At 60.0% G+C, this 26,281-nt stretch carries 2 protein-coding genes; both read right to left on the bottom strand.

Going from position 1 to position 26,281, the window contains the following annotated elements; genetic code table 11:
* Positions 1–620: 620 nt before the first annotated feature.
* A complete protein-coding gene (locus tag ABH922_RS16220; protein ID WP_424807884.1) occupies positions 621–19,169 on the bottom strand; it encodes a non-ribosomal peptide synthase/polyketide synthase in 18,549 nt (6,182 codons plus the stop codon).
* Positions 19,170–20,410: 1,241 nt separating this feature from the next.
* On the bottom strand, positions 20,411–26,179 hold the full coding sequence (locus ABH922_RS16225) for an amino acid adenylation domain-containing protein (protein WP_424807885.1): 5,769 nt from the start codon (positions 26,177–26,179) through the stop codon (positions 20,411–20,413).
* Between the last annotated feature and the right edge of the window lie 102 nt (positions 26,180–26,281).

Raw genomic sequence — 26,281 nt, forward strand, 5'->3', positions numbered from 1 at the left:
GCATGAAGTAACTCACTTCCGCGTCAAAACTTCAGTTCAACTATCCGAGCTGGGCGGCCCAGCTAGAACTGCCGTACCCGATTCAGGCACATGGGACCATTGTTGCAGTTAAGGCCAAGTAAGCAGAACTGACATTACAATCCGACCGATTAGATTGTTTTTCGGACTGTGGTTGCCTCTTCGGACCAATCGCAGGCTCGGCGCCCCTGCATCGACCCGTCGATATCTACGTCAAGTCCGCGTATCGACGGTAGACGGATCGGTATGCAGCGCCCTTACCTCCAGCATCATCGGGAAAACGTGAACCTCGCCATTTCCGTGAGTTCAAGAAGACAGCTCAGTTGATCTGGCTCTCGGCGCCGGCAAGCCATCGAGCAAAACCGTGCCCCGGTTCCGTCACCACGGCACCGGAGATCTCGTTACGTACGCCTGCCTACCCACCGGTGCCGGTCACAGCTCCTTCGATCCAGAACTATCGTGCCCATCTATTGGGCGAGGTAGGGCTCGTCCCTGCCGGCTCCTCGATATTGCTGGTCGAACGCTTGTACAGCAGGCATCTCGATCGACCGAATCTGATGACGACTGGATCGCAATTCCCGGACGGCGACAGAATCAAGGTCTCACCCTTGCAGAACTCTCTCGAGAGCAGGCCCGATAACAGCGACGGCATCAGGTGTCATCAGTGCTACGTGTGGTTGGTCCACGAAGAGATTGTCGATTTCACCCGATACGTACGGCCGCCAACGTAGCGCGGCATCCTCGGCGCGTGGATGTTGATCCGAACTGACGAAGGTCACACCTCCGGTGAATCGACCGGGAACGTAGCGTTCGATCATTGCCTCACTGGCGGCAAGGCTCGCAAACAGATCACGAAGCCGATCAACAGACAGGCCTACACGTGCTCCGTCGACACCGCTCAGGATCGATTCGAGAACGTCATCACTGAGATTGTCGATTTCTTCCGCATCTGCGATGTCGATTCCCAGGGCCGCCAATTCGTCTCTGAGGTGCTCGGTGAACGGACGACTGTCGGACGTTTCGACCGATTTCGCATCTGGAAGGCTGTCGAGGATGACCAGCGCTTCGATGTCGTACCCCCGCTCCTGTAGACGAGTAGCGATACCGTGCGCTAGCACACCGCCCAACGACCAGCCCAGGAGTCGATACGGCCCGCTGTTCTGTACTCGAAGGATTTCGTCCACATACCGGTCCATGTAGTCACCAAGGTCGGTGGGGGCAAATCCCGGATCGGTCAGTACCGGAGTCTGAACGCCGTAGATTGGGACCGATCTGTCTATTTCTGTCAGCAACGCCGTGTAGGGCCACGCCAACCCGACCATCGGATGTATGCAGAAAATCGGCGTAGAGGACCCGGTTCCACGTAGAGGCAGCATCACGGCGATTGCGTCCTCGGCTCTCGAATCGAATCCGGACCGAACTCCGACTCCAATCCGATCAGTCAGATCCTTGATGACCGAAGAATCGAAGATCACACGAATTGGTACGGCAACTCCCAATGCTTCGGACAATGCCGAGATCACTTCCATCGCGTTCAGTGAATTTCCGCCCAGCGCGAAGAAGTCATCGTCCAAGCCCACTGAATCGTTTTCGAGCACTCGGGAGACGACCGCTGTGACGAGTATTTCCGCTTCGGTAACCGGTGCCCGGAATTCGCGTGCCACGAACACCGGATCCGGAAGAAGCCTCCGATCCAACTTCCCCGACACACCCAACGGCAACTCGTCGAGCACCATCACCACCGCCGGCACCATGTACCCCGGCAGCCGAGCCGCAACAACACTCCTCAACTCGTCGACATCCACCACACCACCGGCCGCCGTGACGTACGCAACCAACACATCGTCACGCACTGTCACAACCACCGACGACACCGACTCGTGCTCACGAACCACCGACTCGATCTCACCGAGCTCGATCCGCAAACCATGCAACTTCACCTGAAAATCACTACGCCCGATGTACTCCAACTCACCCGCCGCAGTCCACCGCACCACATCACCCGAGCGGTACATCCGCGCACCACCACCCGAGAACGGATTGGCCACAAACCGATCCGCCGACAAATCCGGCCGACCCACATACCCACGAGCCAACTGAACGCCCGCCAAATACAGCTCACCCGCAACACCCACCGGCACCGGATTCAACCGCGAATCCAGAACAAACACCTGCGTATTCCATACCGGAGCACCGATCGGCACCCCTGCAACATCGGCCGCCACCACCTCGTGGAACGTCACATCCACCGCAGCCTCGGTCGGACCATACAAATTGTGCACACCGACACCCGGCAACACAGCCCGCACGTCAGCAACAACACTCGCCGGCAAGGCCTCCCCCGACGCAAACACCCGAGTCAAGGAAACACACTCAGCCACAGACGAATCCGCCGCGAAAACCTCGAGCATCGACGGCACGAAATGGACCGTCGTCACACCCTCCCCCACGATCACCGACGACAAATACCGCGGATCGCGATGCCCATCCGGCGCCGCCATCACAAGCCGAGCACCAACCTGCAACGGCCAGAACAACTCCCACACCGACACATCGAAGGTGAACGGCGTCTTCTGCAACACCACATCCGACGGACCCAAACCGTACTCGCCTTGCATCCACGCCAACCGATTCACGATCGCCGCATGCGAAACCGCCACACCCTTCGGCCGACCCGTCGAACCCGACGTGAAGATCACATACGCCGTGTTCTCCGGCCGCAACGGCGAGATCCGGTCCACATCCGAAACGCGCGCACTCGAAAAACCAGACACATCGACAACATCAACCTCGACCACCGGCACCACACCAGCATCGAAACCAACATCGGAAGTACTGATCACACACACCGGCGACGCCGACGCCAACACATACCCAGTGCGCTCGGCCGGTTGATCCGGATCCACCGGAACGTACCCACCGCCCGCCTTGAGCACGCCGTAAATAGCGACCATCAAGTCAACCGACCGACGAACCGCAATACCCACCAACGACTCCGGCCCAACACCGACCGAAACCAGATAACGGGCAAGACGATTTACCCGAGCGTCGAACTCCGCATACGACAACGACATCGCCTCGAAAGAGACCGCCGACGCGCTCGGCGACCGCACCACCTGAGCATCGAACATATCCATCAACGACGCATTCACCACCTCGTGCGCCGTGTCATTCCACGACTCGAGCACCAAAGAACGCTCACCCGCATCCAACAAATCCACATCACCCACCCGAACCGAGGGGTTCGTAGCCAGAGGCTGGAGGAGCCGCAGGAACTTGTTCGACAGATCACGCACCGACGGTTCGTCGAACAGATCCGTCGCATACGTGAACTGTGTGATGATTCCAGCAGGGTTACCAAGGTCGTCGACACTCTCGCTGAGCGTGACATCGAGATCGAACTTCGACAACTCCACATCGGTCTCGACCGCGCTCAGCGTCAATCCCGGAAGCTGGAACACCGTCTGTCCGGCATTGTGGAACGACAGCATCACCTGAAAGAGCGGATTGCGCGAACGCGTTCGGACGGGATTGAGAACGTCGACCAACCGTTCGAATGGTATGTCGGCGTTGGAAAAAGCGCTGAGGTCGACATCGCGCACCTCGGCAATCAGTTCTTCGAAGGACTCCTCGAGTGAGACTTGTGTTCGCAGTACCAATGTATTCACGAACATACCGATAACGTCGTCGAGCACTCGTTCCCCTCGACCTGCAACCGGTGTACCGATTGCGATGTCGCCCGTCGACGACAATCGTGCGAGTAGGACAACCAACGCGGCATGCACCACCATGAACGTAGTTGCATTGGTGCGGTGCGCAACCTCGTTGATGCGTTGGTGAACCTCGCGCTCTATCGTGACACTCACACTCGCGCCGTGATTGCTGGCGACTATCGGTCGCTCACGATCGAACGGCAACGCAAGACGGTCGGGTAAACCATCGAGGTGTGATGTCCAGTAGCCCAATTGACGGGTCACAATGGAATTCTCGTCGCCCTCCGAGCCCAAAAGCTCTCGCTGCCACAATGCGTAATCCGCGTACTGAATCTCCAGCGGGTTCCACGACGGCGATGCCCCCCGCGAACGAGCCTCGTAGGCAAGCATCACATCGCGGGTCAACGGCCCCATCGAGAACCCGTCGGCCGCGATGTGGTGAATGACAAATACCAAAACATGGTCTGACTCGGAAATCTCGAAGATGGCCACCCGGATCGGAATATCCTTGGTTACGTCGAATCCAGCCGAGAGAACCGTCGCGACTGCTCCGAGTACCTCATGCTCGTCCAGCACCGTGGGTGTCATGTCGAGCTCGAACACACCACGAATGTCCTGATACCCCACCCCGTGGATCTCGGGATAGACGGTGCGCAGAACTTCGTGTCGCTCGATCACATCCCGCACCGCGGCCTGCAGTGCAACGACATGGAGCCTTCCGGTAAGTCTGATCGCGACCGGAATGTTGTCGACCGCCGACGCTTCCTCGAACCGATTGAGAAACCACATGCGCTGTTGAGCCAGGGAAAGTGGGATCAACTCGGGCCGCACCGCCCTTTCAAGTGCGATTGTTTCGCCTCTTCCGACTTGACTGATCAGCATCGCAGCCAATCGCTCGACCACAGGCGCGTCGAACAGTTCTCGCACCGCTACCGTGGTGTCGAGCGCACGCCCTAACCGAGAGACGACCTGGGTCGCGAGCAGAGAGTTTCCGCCAAGGTCGAAGAAATCATCGCCCAAACCGACGCGACTGACACCCAGCACATCCGCGAAAGTCGAGGCAACCGCTTCCTCGACCGAGTTGCTCGGTGCACGAAACTCTTGAACGCGGTACGACGGCGCCGGAAGCGCATCGCGGTCGAGCTTGCCGTTTGTGGTCAAGGGAAGCATCGGCACGACGACAACAGCATCGGGAATCATGTAACGGGTCAGCGAACCCGCGGCGAACTCGATCAGACGGTCGGGCTCGACCGATCGTCCGGAACCGGGGACCACATAAGCAACAATTCTGTCGATCCGATTCTCGTCCCGCCGCACCAGAACGACCGCCCGTTCTACCGAATCGTGCTGCATCAAAGCAGATTCGATTTCGCCGAGTTCGATGCGGAATCCACGTACCTTGACCTGAAAGTCGCTTCGTCCGACATACTCGACCTCGTAGGTATCCGTCCATCGCGCGAGATCACCGGTACGGTACATGAGCTCCCCGACCGGGCCGAACGGGTCCGCGACAAAACGTTCCGCGGTCATCGACGGGCGGGAATGGTAGCCGCGCGCAAGTTGAATCCCCGACAGGTAAAGCTCGCCGGCAACACCGATCGGAACAGGACGAAGTCGTTGATCGAGAATCTTCGACGTCATGCCTCGAATAGGACCACCTATCGTCACTGTCGATCCTGAGACCAATGGTGAACTGATGTTGGTCATGATCGTCGTCTCGGTGGGTCCGTACCCGTTGAAGAATCGTCGACCTGGCGCCCACTTCGCTACCAGTTCGGGAGGACACGCCTCTCCGCCGGCAATGACCACATCCAATCCTTCGAGGCCCACCGGATCCATAGATCCCAACGCAGCAGGGGTGATGAATGCATGCGAGACCTGTTCGGCGTCGACCAACTCTGCAAGCTCGGCCCCCCCGTAGATCGAGTCAGGTGCGATCACCAACGTCCCGCCGGCGGAAACGGCCAACAGCAATTCGAGAATTGACGCGTCGAAGCTCGGGGATGCAAAGTGCAACGCCCGTGTGCGCGCATCCAATGCGTAGCGGGTCTCCTGCTCGACAGCGAAGTTGGACAAGCCGTTGTGCGTCACCAGAACACCCTTGGGTCGACCCGTCGAACCCGAGGTATAGATCATGTAAGCGGCATTGGCACTTCGCAACGGTCGAATCCGATCGGAATCGACCATCGTCGACGGGTAGCCCTCCGCCCGTGCCGTCGATCCGGAATCCATTGTCAACCAGTCTACTTCGGTAGGCAACATGTCCAGGATCTCGCCTGTTGTCAGCCCGAGAACTGCCTCCGAGTCGACGAGCATGAACTTCACACGATCGGCAGGGTACTTCGGGTCGACAGGCAGGTACACGGCTCCCGTCTTGACCACAGCCCACAAAGCCACAATCGAATCTGTCGATCGGGGTATCGACACCGCAACTCGATCTTCGGGCCCGACACCACGATCTATCAACACCCGTGCCAGACGCGAGGACAACAGATCCAGTTCGGAGTACGTTGTCGATGTACCCTCGAAGCGGACAGCCACAGCATCCGGGGACGATCCGACCGTACGCGCCAGGATATCCGGTAGCAGGACGATCTCCGCCGCAGATCCGCCATGGCGATTCAACAGTTGATCCCGTTCGTCCGCTGACAATACTTCGATATTGCCGACGACGATCCCGGCCTCCTCGGTGATGCCGTCGATTACTCGAAGGAATCTCCTTGCTATCGTCCGAGCCGTTTCGTCGTCGAACAAATCCGTGGCATAGGTGAGTTCAGAGACCATCCCCGCTGGTTGTCCACCCTCGTCGAATTGTTCGACGAGGGTCAACTGCAGGTCGAATTTCGCGGCAGCAGAACCCGTGTCAAGGCCGGCGACCGTCAGGTCACCCAATTCGAGTACCGAGCCACCTGCATTCTGGAAGACCAGCGCAACCTGGAAAAGGGGGTGACGACCTGGCGACCGCTCTGGGTTCAACACCTCGACGAGGGTTTCGAACGGAACATCCGAATGAGCGAACGCACCGAGGTCCCGCTCTCGCACGTGATCGATCAATGCGGTAAGCGTCATCTGCGGATCTACGTTTGTCCGCAGTACCAGCGTGTTGACGAACATTCCGATCAGATCGTCCAACTCGGCTTCGCCGCGACCGGCGATCGGCGTGCCGATGACAACGTCCGCTGTTCCGGACAATCGAGCAAGTAGGACTGCGAGAGCCGCATGCACGACCATGAAGGTCGACGCGTCATGAGTGCGTCCGAGGTCCACGAGACGTCGATGCGCCGATTCTTCAATCGAGAAGCTGTATGTCTTGCCCACGTTCGAGGCCACAGCCGGTCGAGACCGGTCCACGGGCAGTTCCATTTGATCGGGGATCGATTCCAGCATCGTGCGCCAGTACGCGACTTGACGCGCAAGTGTCGACGCTGGATCGTCATCCGCTCCCAGAACGATTCGCTGCCAGATGGCATAGTCCGCGTATTGAATTGTGAGCGGCGCCCAACCCGGCTCCGCGCCTCGGTGGCGAGCTTCGTAGCTGATCATCAGATCTCGGGTGAGCGGGCCAATCGAGAAACCGTCGCCGGCCACGTGGTGGACGACGAAGGCAAGTAGATACTCGGCCTTCGCCTCTCTCGAATCATTGGATAGTTCGAACAATCGCGCCCGAACCGGAACCTCGCGAGTGACGTCGAACCCCGTCGCCACGAATTCCGATACCGCACCTAACGCTCCGGTCTCCGAGACCTCCACCGGGGTGAGGTCAGGTACCGCCTCGCCGGCCGGAAGAATGTGCTGGTAGCCAACCCCGTCGACTTCCGGGTACAAGGTCCGAAGCGACTCGTGACGGCCGATCAGGTCTGCAACCGCCGCCTGCAATGCGGCGATGTTCAAGTCGCCGGAAAGGCGGATCGCGATCGGAATATTATTGGCTGTCGACTCGGAATCGAAGCGGTTGAGGAACCACATTCTCTGTTGCGCCAACGAGAGTGGGATACGGTTCGGCCGCACCTGCGCTGCAAGCTCGAGCCGACTCCCTTCACCCACAAGTTTTGCAATTCGCTCGGCCAACGCCTGGACCGTCGTGGATTCGAACACGGCTCGAACAGGAACCTGTGCGTTCAGAGCACGGCCCAACCTGGATGCGACCCGCGTCGCGACGAGTGAATTTCCTCCGAGTTCGAAGAAGTCGTCGTCAAGTCCCAATCGATCTGTACCCAGAAGTTCGGCGAATACTCCGGCCACTGTCTGCTCGACAAATGTGACCGGGGCACGAAATGCGTTCGTGATCACTTCAGGCTCGGGTAACTGCTTGCGGTCGATTTTTCCAGACGCATTGAGCGGGAACTCGTCGAGAACCATCGTCGTCGAGGGCACCATGTACGAGGGCAATCGCGTACCCAATTCCAGCCTCAACTTCTCGATGTCGACTGCGCCCACAGATTCACCGACCACGTAGGCGACCAATCGGTCACCGACCTCCGGCACTTGCCGAACTACCACCACGGCCCGGGCGATGCCTGGCACCGACAACAATGCCGCCTCGATTTCGCCGAGTTCGATTCGCATTCCACGGAGTTTGACCTGAAAATCGCTGCGCCCGATGTACTCCAACGCACCGCTTTTGTTCCACCGAACCAGGTCTCCGGTGCGATACATCCGTTCTCCGATTCCGACCAACGGGTGCGCGACAAAGCGCTCGGCAGTCAGGTCTGCCCGCCCGCCGTAGCCGCGACCTGTCCCGACGCCGCCGACATACAGCTCGCCCACCACGTTCGTCGGCACCAGTTGCAATCTCGAATCGAGAACGAACAGATTCGTGTTCGGAATCGGTCGACCGATAGGTACGTCTGACTCGTCCATGTCGGCCTGATGAAAGGACACCACATCTGATGCCTCTGTCGGCCCGTAACTGTTGAAAATCTTCACTCCGCGTGCCGCGACTCCAGCCAGACGCCCCGTACGCAGAGGTTCGCCGCCGAGAAATACTGCTTCGAGGCCCGAGAGAACCTCCGAAGAATCTGCCTGTACCACTGCTTCGAACACGGACGGCGACATGTTCGCAACCCGTACCGCGCCACGAGAAATAGTAGTCAGTATCTCGCTTGGATCGAACTGCGGATCGCTCAGGTAGATCGTGTGGCCACCGGACAACGACACCCAGATGTTCTTCTGTGTCAGATCGAACGACGGCGACGTAGCGACCAGAATCCCGGAGGGGGTTCGTAGATCCAGGGCTTTCTCGTACCAATCGACGGTGTTCTCGATACCCGACATCGGTACACACGTGGCTTTCGGCTTACCAGTGGAACCCGAAGTCGTGATCACGTATCCGAGTCTCAGCGAGGAAGAGAGAACTCGCCAGTCACGGTGAGCGTCGTCAACGCCGGTGTCCTCGAAATGTGTCCCCAACCCGATCGTCGACACCGCAAATTCGTGTTCGGAAATCCACTCTTCCATGCCGACGACGCATTTGGCAGACAGATCCGCGACCAACGAAAGGATGCGAGAGAGTGGTTGGGTCGGATCCACCGGCGCGTAGGCTGCGCCGGCCTTCCACGTCGCCAGCAGCGCCACGATCCATTCGACAGAGCGGACAAAAGCAACTGCCACTACATCATCCGCACCGATGCCATTCGATCGGAGCTCACGGGCCAGCGCCGATGAGCGTCGATCCAAATCTTCGTACGTCATCACCCGATCGCCCGCAACAACGGCAATCGCTGTGGGTGCGGCGTTCAGTCGAGTGCGAAACCGCTCCAGGATGGAGGCAGTTCGAGGGGGCGTCGGTACTGCGATCGAGTCCGCAAAGATACGTGCACGTTCGACTTCGCTGAGAACGTCGATGTCGCCGATCGATTGCCCGCTCGACTGCACGACTGCCTCGAGTATCTGCACGAAACGCCGACCAAACGAGACTATCGTCGATTCGTCGAACAGGTCCACCGCGTACGTCAGGTGCCCGGCCATCCCGGACGGGGCCCCGTCCGGCGCAGTCAATTCGGTTACTGCAAGCCCTAGATCGAATGGAGAGTGACCCGACGCCACTTCACCACCGGACGCCGACAAGCGATCAAGTTCGAGAGTCGACTTTTCCATGTTCTGGAACGCGAACTCGACCTGGAAGATCGGGTTGTGTGATTGCGAGCGGACAGGATTGAGCACCTCGACAAGACGCTCGAACGGCACATCGGAATTGGCAAGGGACGAGAGGTCGACTTCTTTGACTCGCGCCAACAGGTCGCTGAACGAATCAGTCGCATCGACAGGAGTGCGCAGAACAACCGCGTTGACGAACATCCCGATCAGATCGTCCAATTCGACGTCCCCACGTCCTGCCACCGGAACGCCGACCACGACGTCCGAAGAGCCACTCACACGCGATAACAAGACCGCAAATGCCGCGTGTACCAACATGAATGGAGTCACGTTGTTCTTCGTCGCGAGATCCAGCATCTTGGCATGCAAGATCGCATCGATCTCGAATGCATGAGTCCGCCCTCGATTGGTGGCAATCGCTGGACGCGGCCGATCCATCGGGAGGTCGAACGTGTCAGGTACACCACTGAGGCGCATCTTCCAGAACTCGACTTGGCGCGAGAGCAGACTGCCAGGATCGTCTTCGGACCCCAAGACTTCGCGTTGCCAGAGAGCGTAGTCGGCGAATTGAACTGGCAAGGGCTGCCACGTCGGCGTTTCGCCTCGACTGCGGGCCTCGTACGAGATCATCACGTCCCGCGTCATCGGGCCCATCGAAAAGCCATCCGCTGCGATGTGATGCACCACGATGACCACCATGAAGTCGTCATCGGCAACTCTGAGCAGCCGTGCACGCAGCGGAACATGAGATCTCACGTCGAAGCCCGCACCGATGAAGTCTGCGACCGCCGCATCGAGGTCTGCTGCAGAAACGTCCACCGGTACGAGCTGCACGCCCGCATCTCGGATCGGAAGAATCCGCTGGTATCCGACTCCGTCGATTTCAGGGTAAACAGTGCGCAAAATCTCGTGGCGCGTTATCACATCCGTGATCGCCGCTTGTAACGCATCGACGTCGAGTACACCCGACAACCGAATCGCCATGGGAATGTTGTTCACCGCAGAGTCAGGATCGAAAACACTGAGGAACCACATCCGCTGCTGCGCCAACGACAACGGCACCCGCTCCGGCCGCGGTTGAGGCACGAGAGGCGCCCGCGCACCCGAACCCGCCTCCGACTCCACCCGCGCCGCCACACCCTGCACCGACGACGCCTCGAACAACACCCGCACCGGAACCTGCGCATCGAGCGCCTGACCCAACCGCGCCACCACCCGCGTCGCGATCAGCGAATTACCACCCAAAGCAAAGAAATCGTCATCAAGACCCACCCGATCCACACCGAGCAGATCCGCGAACACCGACGCAACGATCTCCTCCACCGCCGTCACCGGAGCCCTAAACACCGCCTTCTCGAACACCGGCTCCGGCAACAGCTTCCGATCCAACTTACCGTTGACATTGAGAGGGAACTCCTCGAGCACCACGATCTGCGAGGGCACCATGTAGGAGGGCAGACCCGCCGCCAACACCTCACGAACACCGTCGACATCGACATCCGATCCCGGTGACGCAACGACGTACGCAACCAGCATCTCACCGGCGTGCGCATCCTCGTGCACGACGGCCACCGCCTGACCCACCGAATCGACAGCAACCAACGCGGCTTCGATCTCACCGAGCTCGATCCGGAAACCACGCAACTTCACCTGGAAATCGCTGCGCCCCACATACTCCAATTCACCCGAACGATTCCACGACACCACATCGCCCGTGCGATACATCCGCGAACCCGCACCGCTGTAAGGATTGGCCACGAAACGCTCCGCCGACAAATCCACCCGGCCGTGATACCCCCGAGCGACCTGCGCACCCGCAAGATACAACTCACCCGCGACACCCACCGGAACCGGATGCAACCGCGAATCCAACACCAACAGCTGCGTATTCCACTCCGCCGACCCGATCGACACCGACGACACATCACCATCGGTCACCTCGTGCGAGGTCACCGACACCGCCGCTTCCGTCGGACCGTACAAATTGAACAACCGCACACCAGGATTGGCCCCACGCACACGCCGCGCCAGATCGGCAGGCAACGCCTCACCGATCGCCAACACCTGACGAAGACCCGACGGAAGTACACCACCCGCAGCAGTAGCCGTCAACGCCTCCAACATCGACGGAACCACATGCAACGTCGACACACCCGAGACCGCCATCACATCGAGCAGATACTCCGGATCCTGCTGACCACCGACCTTCGCGATCACCAACCGCGCACCCGAAACCAACGCAGACCAGAACTCCCACACCGACAAATCGAACGTCGACGCAGTCTTGAGCAACACCGCATCATCCTGATCGAGATCGAAGACCTCACGCTTCCACAGCAACTGATTCACCACAGCCCCATGCGGAACCGCCACACCCTTCGGCCGACCCGTCGACCCCGACGTGAAAATCACATACGCCGTGTTCTCCGCCCGCAGCGGCGACACCCGATCCACATCCGAGACAGGAGCATCCGAAAAACCAGACACATCGACAACATCGATCTCGACCACCGGCACCACACCAGCATCGAAACCAACATCAGAAGTAGTGACCACACACACCGGAGCAGCAGCCTCGACGATGAACGCCGAACGATCCGCCGGCTGATCCGGATCCACCGGAACATACCCGCCACCAGCCTTGACTACCGCATACATCCCCACCAACAAATCTACACCACGACGAACAACCAACGCCACCAACGACTCCGGCCCTACACCCACCGAAATCAAATACCGGGCAAGACGATTCACCCGAACATCGAACTCACCGTACGACAGCTCGACACCACCACACACCAACGCAACACGACCCGCACCACGAACCACCTGCTCGTCGAACAAATCCACCAACGTCCCCGACACACCAGCACACGACACCCCGTGCCCTGCTCGCTCGACCAGGCTTCTATCTGTATCGATGAGCAGATCGATATCACCGATCACAGTTTCGACGTCGTCCGTAATCGCAGTCAGAACGCGCACGAACTGATCCACAAAACCGGCCACCGTCGCTTCGTCGAACAACGCCGACGCGAACGTCATCACGCCGGTTATCCCAGCCGCGGCCCCACCGTCGTAGTGGTCGGTCACGATCAAGTGAAGATCGAACTGTGATGTTCCACTGTCGAGTTCGACACCGGAGAGCGTCAAGTTCGGTAACTCGAAAGCATTCTGGCCGAGGTTCTGGAACGACAGCCCCACCTGGAACAACGGATGATACGCCGTCGACCGAACCGGATTGAGCACCTCCACCAAACGCTCGAACGGCACATCCGCATGCGCAAACGCCGCCAAATCCGCCTCACGCGAGAGTGCAAGCACATCGGTGAACGTAGCACTCGCCTGGACCGGCATCCGCAACACCAATGTGTTGACGAACATCCCGACCAGGTCATCGAGCGCTCTCTCGCCGCGGCCGGCGATCGGAGTACCCACAGCGATGTCATCGCTACCGGACAACCGCGCCAACACCACCGCCAACGCCGCATGCACCACCATGAACAACGTCGAATTGTGCTGTTGTGCCACCTGTTCGAGACGACGATGCAGGTCTGCACCGATCACCACCGGCACCTGCCCACCGGCGAACGACTGCACCGCCGGCCGCGGCCGATCCCACGGCAACACCAACTGATCCGGCAACCCCGCAAGAGCACCCGACCAGAACTCGACCTGACGCGAAAGCAGCGACGACGGATCGTCCTCGGACCCCAACACCGCACGCTGCCACAACGCGTAATCCGCATACTGCACCTCGAGCGGCGCCCACGACGGCACAGCATCCGCCGATCGAGCCAGGTACGCCACCATCAGATCGCGTGTCAACGGTCCCATCGAGGAGCCGTCACCACTGATGTGATGCACCACAAATGTCAACACGAACTCCGACTCCGAGACCGCGAACAACCGCGCCCGAACCGGAACCTGCACCGCCACATCGAAACCAGCAGCCATGAATCCGATCACCGCCGACACCACGTCGGCCTCCGACACCGAAACCGGTGTCAGATCCAGCTCCACCCGATCGACCGGGACGATCTGCTGGTAGCCGATGCCGTCGACCTCCGGATACACCGTCCGCAAAATCTCATGCCGGGCAACAACATCCGACACAGCTACCTGCAGAGCCGCCACATCCAACGACCCCGACAACCGAATCGCGACCGGCAAGTTGTATGCCGTCGACTCCGGCTCGAACCGGTTCAGGAACCACATCCGCTGCTGCGCCAACGACAACGGCACCCGCTCCGGACGCGACTGGGGCACCAGAGGCACCCGAGCACCCGAACCCGCCTCCGACTCCACCCGCGCCGCCACACCCTGCACCGACGACGCCTCGAACAACACCCGCACCGGAACCTGCGCATCGAGCGCCTCACCCAACCGCGCCACCACCCGCGTCGCGATCAGCGAATTACCACCCAAAGCAAAGAAATCATCATCAAGACCCACCCGATCCACACCGAGGACCTGCGCGAACACCGACGCAACGATCTGCTCCACCGCCGTCACCGGAGCCCGGAACACCGCAGCCTCTATCGTCGGCTCCGGCAACAACTTCCGATCCAACTTCCCCGACGCATTGAGCGGGAAAGCCTCCAACACCATGATCTGCGACGGCACCATATACGACGGCAACACCGCCCCCAACGAATCCACCAGTGCCGCAGTATCAACCACCGCACCCGACGCCGGCACCACATACCCCACCAACTGATCACCGGTCTTGGTCGAGACCACAGCCACCGACGACACCGACACCGACACATCGGCCACCAACGCCGACTCGATCTCCCCCAACTCGATCCGCTGACCACGGAACTTCACCTGAAAATCGCTGCGACCGATGTACTCGAGCTCACCGCAAGCCCCTACAACACCCCTCGCTCCGCTCGACCGAGTCCACCGCACCAAGTCCCCCGTGCGATACATCCGCGAACCCGCCCCACCATACGGATTAGCCACGAACCGATCCGCCGACAAATCCGGACGAGAAACATACCCACGAGCCAACTGCACACCCGCCAGATACAACTCACCCGCCACACCCACCGGCACCGGACGCAACCGAGAATCCAACACAAACACCTGCGAATTCCACTGCGGCACACCAATAGAGACCACACCACCAGCGCCGGCACTCGTCACATCCGCGAACGTGATCGACACCGCAGCCTCGGTCGGACCATACAAGTTGTGAACCCGCGCACCCGAGACCACACCGAAATCACGCACCGTCTGCGCCGGCAACGCCTCACCGATGACGAACACATCACGCAACGAAACCAACTGGCCCGCAGATACTTCGCCCGCGAACACCGACAACATCGTCGGCACGAAGTCCGTCACCGTCACACCCTGATCAGCGATCACCGACGCCAAATACCCCGGATCCCGATGACCGTCATGAGTGGCCACCACCAACCGCGCACCCACCGCCAACGGCAAGAAGAAACCCCACAACGACACATCGAACGTCGTCGCCGTCTTCTGCAGATACACATCCGACCCGGTCAGAACATACCGGCCCTGCATCCACCCCATCTGATTGACGATCGCCGCATGCGAAACCGCCACACCCTTCGGCTTCCCCGTCGACCCCGACGTGAAAATCACATACGCCGCATTCGAACCCCGCAGCGGAGCAACACGATCCGCATCAGAAACCGGCGCATCCGAGTACCCCGACACATCCACCACATCGATCAACACCACATCGAACGCACCCGGCAACACCACACCGTCACCAGCAGTGGACAACACACACACCGGTGCCGCAGTAGCGAGAATATGACCATTACGCGAGGCCGGATGATCCGGATCCAACGGCACATACGCCCCACCCGCAGCGACCACCGCATACATACCCACCACGAGATCGATCGACCGGCGCATCGCCAACGCCACCAACGACTCCGGCCCCACACCCTGCGCAATCAAATACCGGGCAAGACGATTGACCCGAGACCCGAACTGCGCATACGTCAGAGACTGCCCCTCGAACACCACCGCCACCGCACCCGGAGTCGCCGCCACCTGCGCAACAAACCCGTCGAGCAACAACACGCCGGCAGTCAACTCGTGAACAGTGTCATTGACCGCCACCAACACCTGCGAACGCTCGTCCGCACCGAGTAACTCCACATCCCCGACAACCGAATCAGGCTCCGCCACCATCGCTTCGAGAACCCGCACCAGACGATCGGCAAACGAGACAACCGTCGACTCGTCGAACAAATCCGTCGCATACGTCAACGACATCGGCATCCCCACACCGACACCGCCCTCCTCGACCGGTGACACCGTCAACTGCAGATCGAACTTCGCGACCTCGACCCCCGCATCGAACCCCGCGACAGTCAACCCCGGCAACTCCAACACGTCCTGTGTCATGTTCTGAAAGAACAACGCCACCTGGAACAACGGATGATGGGCCTGCGACCGCACCGGATCGAGCACCTCCACCAACCGCTCGAACGGAACATCCTCGTTCCCGAACGCCCCCAGATCAACCTCACGAACCCGAGAAAGCAACACCGAGAACGACTCCGAAGAATCCACCTCCGTCCGCAACACCAACGTGTTGACGAACATCCCGATCACATCATCGAGCTCCGGCTCACCCCGCCCCGCGATCGGCGAACCCACCACCACATCATCACTACCACCGAGCCGCGCCAACAACACCGCCAACGCCGCATGCACCACCATGAACAACGACACACCACGATCAAGCGCCAACTGCTCGAGCGCCCGATGCAACCGCTCGTCTACCGAAAACCGGTAACTCGCACCACGATTAGATGCCACCAACGGACGCGGACGATCCACCGGCAACTCGATCCGCTCCGGCAACCCCGCCAACACCGACGTCCAATACCCCAACTGCTCGGACACCAACGACGACGAATCATCCTCGGACCCCAACACCTCACGCTGCCAGAGGGAATAGTCCGCATACTGCACCACCAACGGCGCCCACCCCGGAACCACACCCCGAGACCGAGCCTCGTACGCCACCATCACATCACGCGTAAGCGGCCCCATCGACACACCATCAGCAGCAATATGATGAATCACCAACGCCAACACAAACTCCGACGAACCAGTCTGGAACAACCGAACCCGCAACGGCACCTCCGACGTGACATCGAACCCCTCCGTCACCACCGGAACCAACACCGCCAACAACTCCGACTCAGCCACCCGCTCCGCCGAAACATCAACAGAGAACTCGCCCACCGAAAGAACCCGCTGGAACCCCACCCCCTCGAACTCCGGATACACCGTCCGCAACACCTCATGCCGACCAACAACATCGGACACCGCAGCCGCCAACGCCGCCACATCCACCACACCAGACAACCGCAACACGATCGGAATATTGTTCACACCCGACACCGCATCGAACCGCGACAAAAACCACATCCGCTGCTGCGCCAACGACAACGGCACCCGCACCGGACGCACCCGAGCCGCCAACGCCTCCCGCGACCGACCACCCGAACTCGACAACACCGCAGCCAAACCCGCCACCGTCGACGACTCGAACAACGTCTTCACCTGAACACGGAACCCGAAAACCGCACTCAACCGACCCGCCAACTTCGCCGCAATCAGCGAATTACCACCCAACTCGAAGAAATCATCATCAGCCCCCACCCGCCCGAGACCCAACAACTCACCGAACACCCCCGCCACCAACGCCTCCCCACCAGAAGACGGCTCACGGAAAACACGCGACTGAAACACCGGATCCGGCAACGCAGCAGAATCAAGCTTCCCCACCGGCGTCAACGGAATCCCGTCAATCACCATCACCGACGCAGGCACCATATGACGCGGCAAAACCCGCCGAGCAGACTCGATGATCGCGTCGGACGTCACCTCCGCACCAACGACAGGCACGACATACGCCACCAACACGGTTTCGCCGTTGTCGAGCTTGCGCCCAAGCGTCGCCACGAACTCCACCCGCGAATCAGAAGCGATAACCGCATCGATCTCACTCAACTCGATCCGGAACCCACGAATCTTGACCTGCGAATCCGCTCGACCGACATAATCGATACTGCGCTCACCAAACTCGTCGTCGACCCACCGCACCACATCACCCGTGCGATACATCCGATCACCCGGCGCACCAAACGGATTCGCGACAAACCTACTCGCCGTCACCGCAGCCAGATTATGATAACCACGCGAAACCTGCGGCCCCGCTATATACAACTCACCCGTCGAACCAACCGATGCAGCATGGAACCTGGCATCGAGCACCAACTCCGGAGTAGCCCGATTAGGTCGCCCGATCGTCACGGGCCCGCCCACGAACAACTCCGCCATATTCGACACGATCGTCGTTTCAGTAGGCCCGTACACATTGAAAAAACGCCGACCCGGCGCCCACTTGGCAACAAGCTCGGACGGGCACGCCTCACCCGCAGCCACCACTACCTCAACCGTGTCGAGCCCCGACGGATCCACCGACGCAAGGAACGACGGCGTCCCACTGACATGGGTCACCCGCTCAGCGTCGATGAGATCCCGCAAATCCGACCCACCATAAATAGTGGTCGGCGCAATCACCGTCGTCGCACCCGAACCAATCGCCAACAACAACTCGAACAACGACAAATCGAAACTCGGCGTAGCGAAATGCAGAACCCGCGACAACGCAGTCACACCCATACGCTCGACCTGCTCGGTCAACAGAACCCCGAGACCGGAATGAGTAACCACCACACCCTTCGGCCGACCCGTCGAACCCGACGTATAAATCACATACGCCACATGCTCCGCACGCAACAACGACACACGATCCGAGTACACCACCGGGTCACCCGAGACCCCCGACAACAACTGACCCATCTCAGGCGAATCAATCGACTTCCAATCCACCGACGAAGGAAGACCACCCACCACGCCCTCAACCGTCAACCCCACCGAAACACCAGAATCCTCAATCATGTACAAAACACGATCAACCGGATAATTAGGATCAACCGGCACAAAAGCCGCACCCGACTTCGCCACCGCCCACAACGCCACCACAGACTCGATCGACCGCGGCACCGACACCGCAACCCGATCCTCCGGCCCCACACCACCAGCAATCAACACCCGAGCCAAACGAGAAGACCACTCATCCAACTCCGCATACGAAACCGAACGACCCCCACACCGCAACGCCACCCGACCCGGATCCAACTCCACCGCCGCCACCAACAACTGCGGCAACAACAACACCCGCGAACCACGCCGACGACGCTCCTCACGCACACGAGGCGCTCGCGTTGTTCGCTTGACTGCGACGTCGGAATTTTGTGTGTTGCCGCGCATTCTCTCTCCCCTTCGAACATCACTCACTCGCACGCCCCGCCCACGACCCGTACCAGCCATCGCACCGTCAGCGGTCACCAAGGTTGCCGCCCACTCTTCGTGCTCCTGGACACCTTGGGGACAGCGGTTTCTCAACGGGTTCGCCGAACTGCGTTCCGGGAACATCCTCGGTCTCGACAGGTCGACGCTTCACCGACAATAACGGATTATCCCCAGAAGAGACTATTCCCATCACTTTTCGGAATAATCGGGCATGCTTTGGACGAGGGAGACTCGAAACCGAGAGTCGAAAGTGGCGAATTGTGAGGTTTCAAGATCGCCAAACAAGCTTCCGTTAAACAGATTTCGACATCAACTACCTCTGACAATCGGAAATAGCGTCCATATCGGACCGGATAGAGTCGGCACGGTCGTCGACACCTGGGATCACTCCAGCGGTACGCCGTCATGTCGAATTTGACTTGAATATCACGCTTGCTCCATTCGAGAGTTCCAGTTGTTCAACAGTTGTCGATGCTGATGACGCCAGGCTCGGGCAGGACTGCCCCTCCGCACAGTGACCCGGCCGTAGCGGTCCCCTCGCGCTACTTCGACCCGGCCGTAGCGGTCTACCTCGCGCTACTTCGTGGTCACGCACAGTGGTCGTACGGTACGAGAGGTAGCAGTCAGGTATCGAAAGACGGTGATCGTCAGATCTGACGTGGACAAGATCCGGGCCGTCCCGAGTGTTGCGACCAATGGTGCAGCCGGCCGCACGGACCGGAACATGTCGCTTGACGTAGCCGACAGTCGGTGAAAAAAGCATCCGCCAACTCGGGTATCTTGCACTCCGGCGGCGGCAGAGGGTCTCGTCACAACGAGCGCGATATGGACCGACCGCAGCGACCGACAAGAGTTTCGTGCTCCAATCGACGACTGCAACCTCCCAAACGACCGTTTCGAGAGCACCGCCGCTACGTCAAAGTTTCGCCAAGGGGATTCAGTTCGACACATTCGTCATCGACAGCGGTAGTCCGATACAGAAAGCGGCATTCGGATACAGAAAGTGTGCTGAAGGGCGCAGCAGAAACCTTGCCGGCCGATTGGCTCACAGCTCTCGTCCTCGACACATCGCAATGGCCGATCAGACCTCGAGCAGCTCCTCCTGCCGCATCGGGAGCTTCCGAGGCGCGGACCGATATGCCCCGCTACCTCAGGTGCACGCACTCAGGTCAGGTCAGGTCAGGTCAGGTCAGGTCAGGTCAGGTCATCGAGAGTAGCGTTCCCAGCACCGGGCCAACTGTAGATACACCCTCCGCTCCGAGAAGTTGGCCGTGCGGAACGTCGACGTGCACGTCGTAAATTTTGCCGGTGACGAATGGTTGCCAGAGAAGCGCAGCGTCGCTGCTGTCGGGATGCTCCGCCGCGCTCACGAAGTTCAGATGGCCGCGGAAGAGTTGCGGACTGTATGCGTCGATGTACCCGCCGATGTCGGAAAGACTGTTCATCAACCGACCCAGACGATCGATTGTCAAGGATTCGGCGTGGACACGAATCAACTCGTACAGATCTGTCATCACCTCGCGCGAGAATTCTTCGCTGCCCCCGCTGTCCCTGCCGTCGATATCGATGCCCGCAGAGCGAAGTTCATCCATGAGCATGTCGACAATCGACCCACCTACCTGGATCGGCATCGAATCCAACATGGTCAAGGATTCGACAGTTCGTCCGTCCGCCTGCAATCGCGTTGCAATGCCGTGAGCGAGTAAGCCACCGAACGACCATCCGACGAGCCGATAGGGCCCCTCAGGTTGTACAGCCACGATCTCGGCGAAGTATCGAGAAATGTATTCTTCCAGGCTTCTCGGCAAATCCTCCGACTCCAGAATATACGGGCTCTGAAGTCCGTACATCGGAGTGTCGGGGTCGACAAACGACGACAGAGCAGCGTACGACCAGGCAAATCCAGACAGCGGGTGGATACAGAAGATCGGTGTGGCTACACCGATCGGCCTGATCGGCAGTAGCACCTCGAGCGATCGGTCGGGATCCGAATCGGTTCCGCGATCGAGCGCGGCGGCCAAGTCGTAGAGCCGCGGAAATTCCAGAACCAAACGAGCCTGCACACTCTTCCCCGATGCGGTGCGCAGAAAATCAGCCAGACGCGTCGCGAGCAAAGAGGTTCCGCCGAGCTCGAAGAAGTTGTCGTCGAGTCCCACTTTCACGTCCGCCCGCAACGCGAGAACGGTGACGAACGCAGACGCGACAACGCGTTCTGTCGGCGAAATCGCCAGTCGAACATGGCGTGACTTCGCAATCGGCAAGGGCAGCGCTTCACGATCCAGTTTGCCATTTACCGTCAACGGAAGACTATCCAGAACAACGACTTCCGAGGGAACCAATGGTGAAGGCAATGCCGCCCTTACGCTCTCGACTACCGCCCCCGAGAGCACTGTAGCCCCTGGCTCTGCCACAACATATCCGATCAATCGATCATCGGATGAGGCATGCCCTCGAACTGTCGCCGCAGCGCGAGAAACTCCGGGGTAGGCCAGTAGCGCCGACTCCACCTCACCAAGTTCGATTCGGATGCCCCTGAGTTGAACTTGCAGGTCTGACCTACCGACATATTCGAGCACTCCCCCACCACTCCAACGCGCAGTGTCGCCGGTTCGATACATCCGGTCTCCTGTCGGACCAAACGGGCTCGCAACGAATCGTGATGCGGTCAAGCCGAACCGGCGATGGTATCCACGGGCGACACCGGCGCCCGCCAGGTACAACTCGCCGACCACTCCGTCGGGGACCGGCCGCAACCGCCGATCCAGCACGTACGCGCGCGCCCCGATGACAGGTGCACCGATATCAACTCCCGAGTCCCGGGTCAGCGGATCACTGATCGTCGCCATCACGGTAGCTTCGGTCGGACCGTATCCATTGAAGAACGACACCTCTCGTGACCATCGATCGATCAGCTCCGGTGGGCAGCTCTCTCCCCCGACGACTACCACCTCCAGGTCACTCAGGCCTGTCGAGGGTAGCGATCCGAGTGTTGACGGTGTCGCGAACATATGAGTGATCTCGTTGTGCGCGAGTTCGTCCCACAGCTCCTGACCGCCCAAGATCTCCGGCGAAACGATGACCATGGTCGAGCCGGCGCCAACTGCGAGTAGGAGTTCGAGTATCGACGCATCGAAGCTCGGTGAAGCGAAGTGGAGTACTCGTGACTCCGGCCGAAGCCGGTACCGAGACTTTTGCTCATCAGCGAAACTGGCCAGCCCTCGGTGCGAGACCACGACTCCCTTCGGCTGCCCGGTTGAACCCGAGGTGTAGATGACGTACGCCGAATTCCCCGGCTCGACGGGGCGAACGCGTTCGGACGTGGCGAAGGATCCATTCGAATCGTCGACAATCGTCGCTATGTGAATCCAGTCGACGATCTGCGGCAAACCAACGCAGTCTCGAGCCGTCGTGAGACCGTATTCGACGGATGAATCAGTCAGCATGTATTCGACGCGTTTGGCTGGATACCGAGTATCGACCGGCAGGAACGCCGCCCCCGTAGCACTGACAGCCCACACGGCGAGCACCGACTCGAGTGACCGCTGCACGCACACTGCGACGAAATCTTCGGCGCCGATCCCACGAGTCTCGAGTTCGCGGGCGATCGCCGACGACCGGATCATCAGCTCGCGGTAAGTCATCGATCTGGACCCATCGATCACTGCTACACGGGACGGGTCGACCGCCGCCGCATGCCAGAGCAGGTCCGCAAGTGTTCGTGGGGACACCTCGCGACTGCCTGCCCGCGTCGTCAACGCGTCCTCGATGCTCTTGTCGAGGAGTGGAATGTCCCCGACTACGACGTTCGGGTCCTCACACACCGCGGAGACGATTCGCTGGAATTGATCCACCATGGCGAGCACCGTGGTCTGCTCGAACAGATCGGTGGCGTACGTGAACGACGCGGCAAGTCCGTCATGACTCCCGACGGAATCACCACGCTCGACCACAGTGAGCTGAAGGTCGAACTTCGACACCGAACCGCCGATGTCGAAAGGCGAGATCATCAGGCCCGGTAGCTCCAGCTTCGGCTCGGGCACGTTCTGGAAAGCCAGGGCTACCTGAAACAACGGATGACGATGTGGACCACGAGATACTGCGAGTTCGTCCACCAACCAGTCGAAGGGAACATCCGAGTTCTCGAATGCGTCGAAATCACCTCGTCGCGCTCGATCGAGTACCTCCACAAAGGTCACGTCCTGGTCGACGCGTAGCCGCAGCACCAGCAGATTGACGAACATCCCGATCATGTCGTCGAGAGCAGCATGTCGACGCCCGGCAACAGGCGTACCGATGACCACGTCCGAGCTGTCGGACAGACGAGCCAACAAGATTCCGAAGACAGCATGCAGAACCATGAAAAGTGAAGTTCCGGTGGCACTTGCGAGATCGAACAGCCTCTGATGAACGTGTGCTCCCAACTCGAACCCGACAACGTCCCCTGCTGTCGTCGAGACAGAAGGGCGTGGTCGATCCCGGGGAAGCTCGATAGCATCCGGAATGCCGGCCAGGGTCCTGACCCAGTACTGTAGTTGTCGGCCCAGTTGCGGCGAGTTCCCATCGTGATCGGTCATGACTCGCCGCTGCCACAGCGCGAAATCCGCGTACTGGATGTCCAGCTGGACCCACGACGGCGCGGTCCCCGATGTGCGACTCGCGTAAGCTGCCGCCAGGTCTCGCACCAATGGTGCCATCGAGAGACCGTCGGATGCGACGTGGTGCACCACCATGACCAGAACAAAATTCGAGGGGCCCGATCGAAAAAGCTTTACTCGCAACGGTATCTGCCTTGACAGATCAAAAGGCACGCCGGCTGTCGCCGCGGCGGCGGCGGCCAATTCGCCGTCGGCGACCTCCTCGAGCTCGAAGAACCGCCCAGCCTGATCAGGAGGCAGTATTTGCTGACCCGGAACCCCGCCCGTTTGGACGTACACCGTTCTGAGAATCTCATGTCTGTTGATGACATCGTGTAAGGCAGATTCCAGAGCGCTCACGTCCAGGTGACCGTCGATGTTCAATCCGAGTGGGATGTTGTACGACGCCGACTGCGGGTCCAGACAATTCAGCACCAACATCCGCTCTTGGGCAAAAGACAGGGGAAGCAGATCGGGTCTGACTGTGCGGGTGATCGTCGGTAGCGTCCCGCCTGCGAGCGTCGACTCGATTGCCACGGCGAGATCAGCGATGGATGCAGCCTCGAAAAGCTGTCGAGCACTCACCACGGTATCGAGTGCCTCGCCCAGCCTGGCTGAGATTCTCAGCGCTGAAAGCGAGTTGCCACCGAGACTGTAGATGTTGTCATAGCGTCCGACGGCGTCGAGTTCGAGCACTTCCTCGAATACCCTTGCTATTTCGCATTCGAGTCGAGTTTCCGGAGCAACCAAGGCCACTGAGTCGAAGATCGGCGCGGGGAGCGAAAGCCGATCGAGTTTTCCGCTCGGCGTCAGCGGAATCCGATCGAGCGAACACAGAACTGCAGGGACCATGTGGTTCGGCAGCCGCCTCGCGGCCCACGATTTGACGACGGACACGTCGAGCAGGCATCCCGGGCGGGCGAGAGTATACGAAACAAGCACAGTGTCGCCATTGCCACGTTCGTGTGCAATCGTCACAGCAAATGCGACGTCGGGGTGACCGCTGATCACCGCGTCGACCTCGCCCGGTTCGACTCTCATTCCCCTGATCTTGACTTGAAAGTCCGCACGACCCACATACTCCAGTCGAGGCCGGCTCTCCGCATCGGGAGCATGCACCCACCGAACCAAATCACCTGTTCGATAGACACGTTCGCCAGATCGACCATGTGGCAGTGCAACAAATGTCGAGGCCGTCAGGGCCGCTCTGCCGTGATAGCCTCGCGCAATTGCCGCACCGGCAACATACAACTCACCCACAGCACCGATCGGGACTGCCTGTAGCCGCTCGTCCAGAACGATCACAGACACGCCCTGCACCGCAGAACCGATCACGATTGGATCGCCCGGAACCAAGGGCGTTGAACAAGTGCTCATGACCGTGGCCTCCGTCGGCCCGTATCCGTTGACCAGCAGGCGTTCACGGCCCGCGGACAACGGTACGGCCCACTTGTCGACCAACTCCGGAGGCAACGCTTCACCGGCCGACAACACCATTTCCAAGGTATCGAGTGCGCAAGGGTCGATCGTTGCCAGAACGGCGGGCGTCATTACTGCGTGCGTAACGCCTTCCCGGGATATCAACTCCGCAAGATCGACACCCCCGAACACGGCCGGCGGCGAGACGATCAACGTACCCGCCACACCGGTGGCCATCAAGATCTCGAAGATCGACGCGTCAAAACTCGGCGACGCTACTTGCAGGACACGAGATCGACGCGTCAGAACGAGCGTCGATCTCTGCTCGGCAACAAGATTGGCCAATCCGGAGTGGGTGACCACCACGCCCTTGGGCATCCCCGTGGTCCCCGATGTGTAGACGACATAGGCAGGGTTGTCGGCGCGGAGCCCTGCTCTACGTTCGTAGCTCGGCTCCGCGTCCGCCGTGAGAAGTATCGGATCCAGTTCGACACCAAGCCAATTGACACCGCCGAACGGGAGTTCTCCGACGGCACTCACTCCGACGACGGCACCTGAGTCCTCGAGCATGTGGCGGATTCGATCCACCGGGTAGCTCGGGTCAATCGGAACGAAGGCGGCACCCGATTTGGCCACAGCCCAGACAGCCACCAACAACTGCAAAGACCGCGGCATCACGACGGCCACCCGATCTTCCGGAGACACTCCCTGATCGATCAGATTGCGCGCGATCACCGACGACCACCGGTCGAGTTCGTGATAGGTCATCGTCCGACCGGTGGAGACCGCTGCGATTCCCTCCGGGTTCGCCTCGACTGCCGCAGCCATCAATTGATGAAGTAACGGCGTGACGGGACGGGAACGGCGAGCATGCCGTTCCCGTCCCGGGCCACGGGCGCCGACATACTCCGACACAACTTCTCCTAGCACGCAAATGGTCCCGAACCAGCGCTTCGAACCCATCAGATTGTGCGTGGAAGCAGGTCGTCTGTACGAACCGAATACTAGCTCCTCGGG

The organism is Rhodococcus sp. 27YEA15, from assembly GCF_049739425.1.
Classification (GTDB): domain Bacteria; phylum Actinomycetota; class Actinomycetes; order Mycobacteriales; family Mycobacteriaceae; genus Rhodococcus_F.

Bases quoted from the DNA above. Each gene is read 5' to 3' on its own strand.
- ABH922_RS16220 (WP_424807884.1), bottom strand. From the start codon at position 19,169: ATGCGCGGCAACACACAAAATTCCGACGTCGCAGTCAAGCGAACAACG.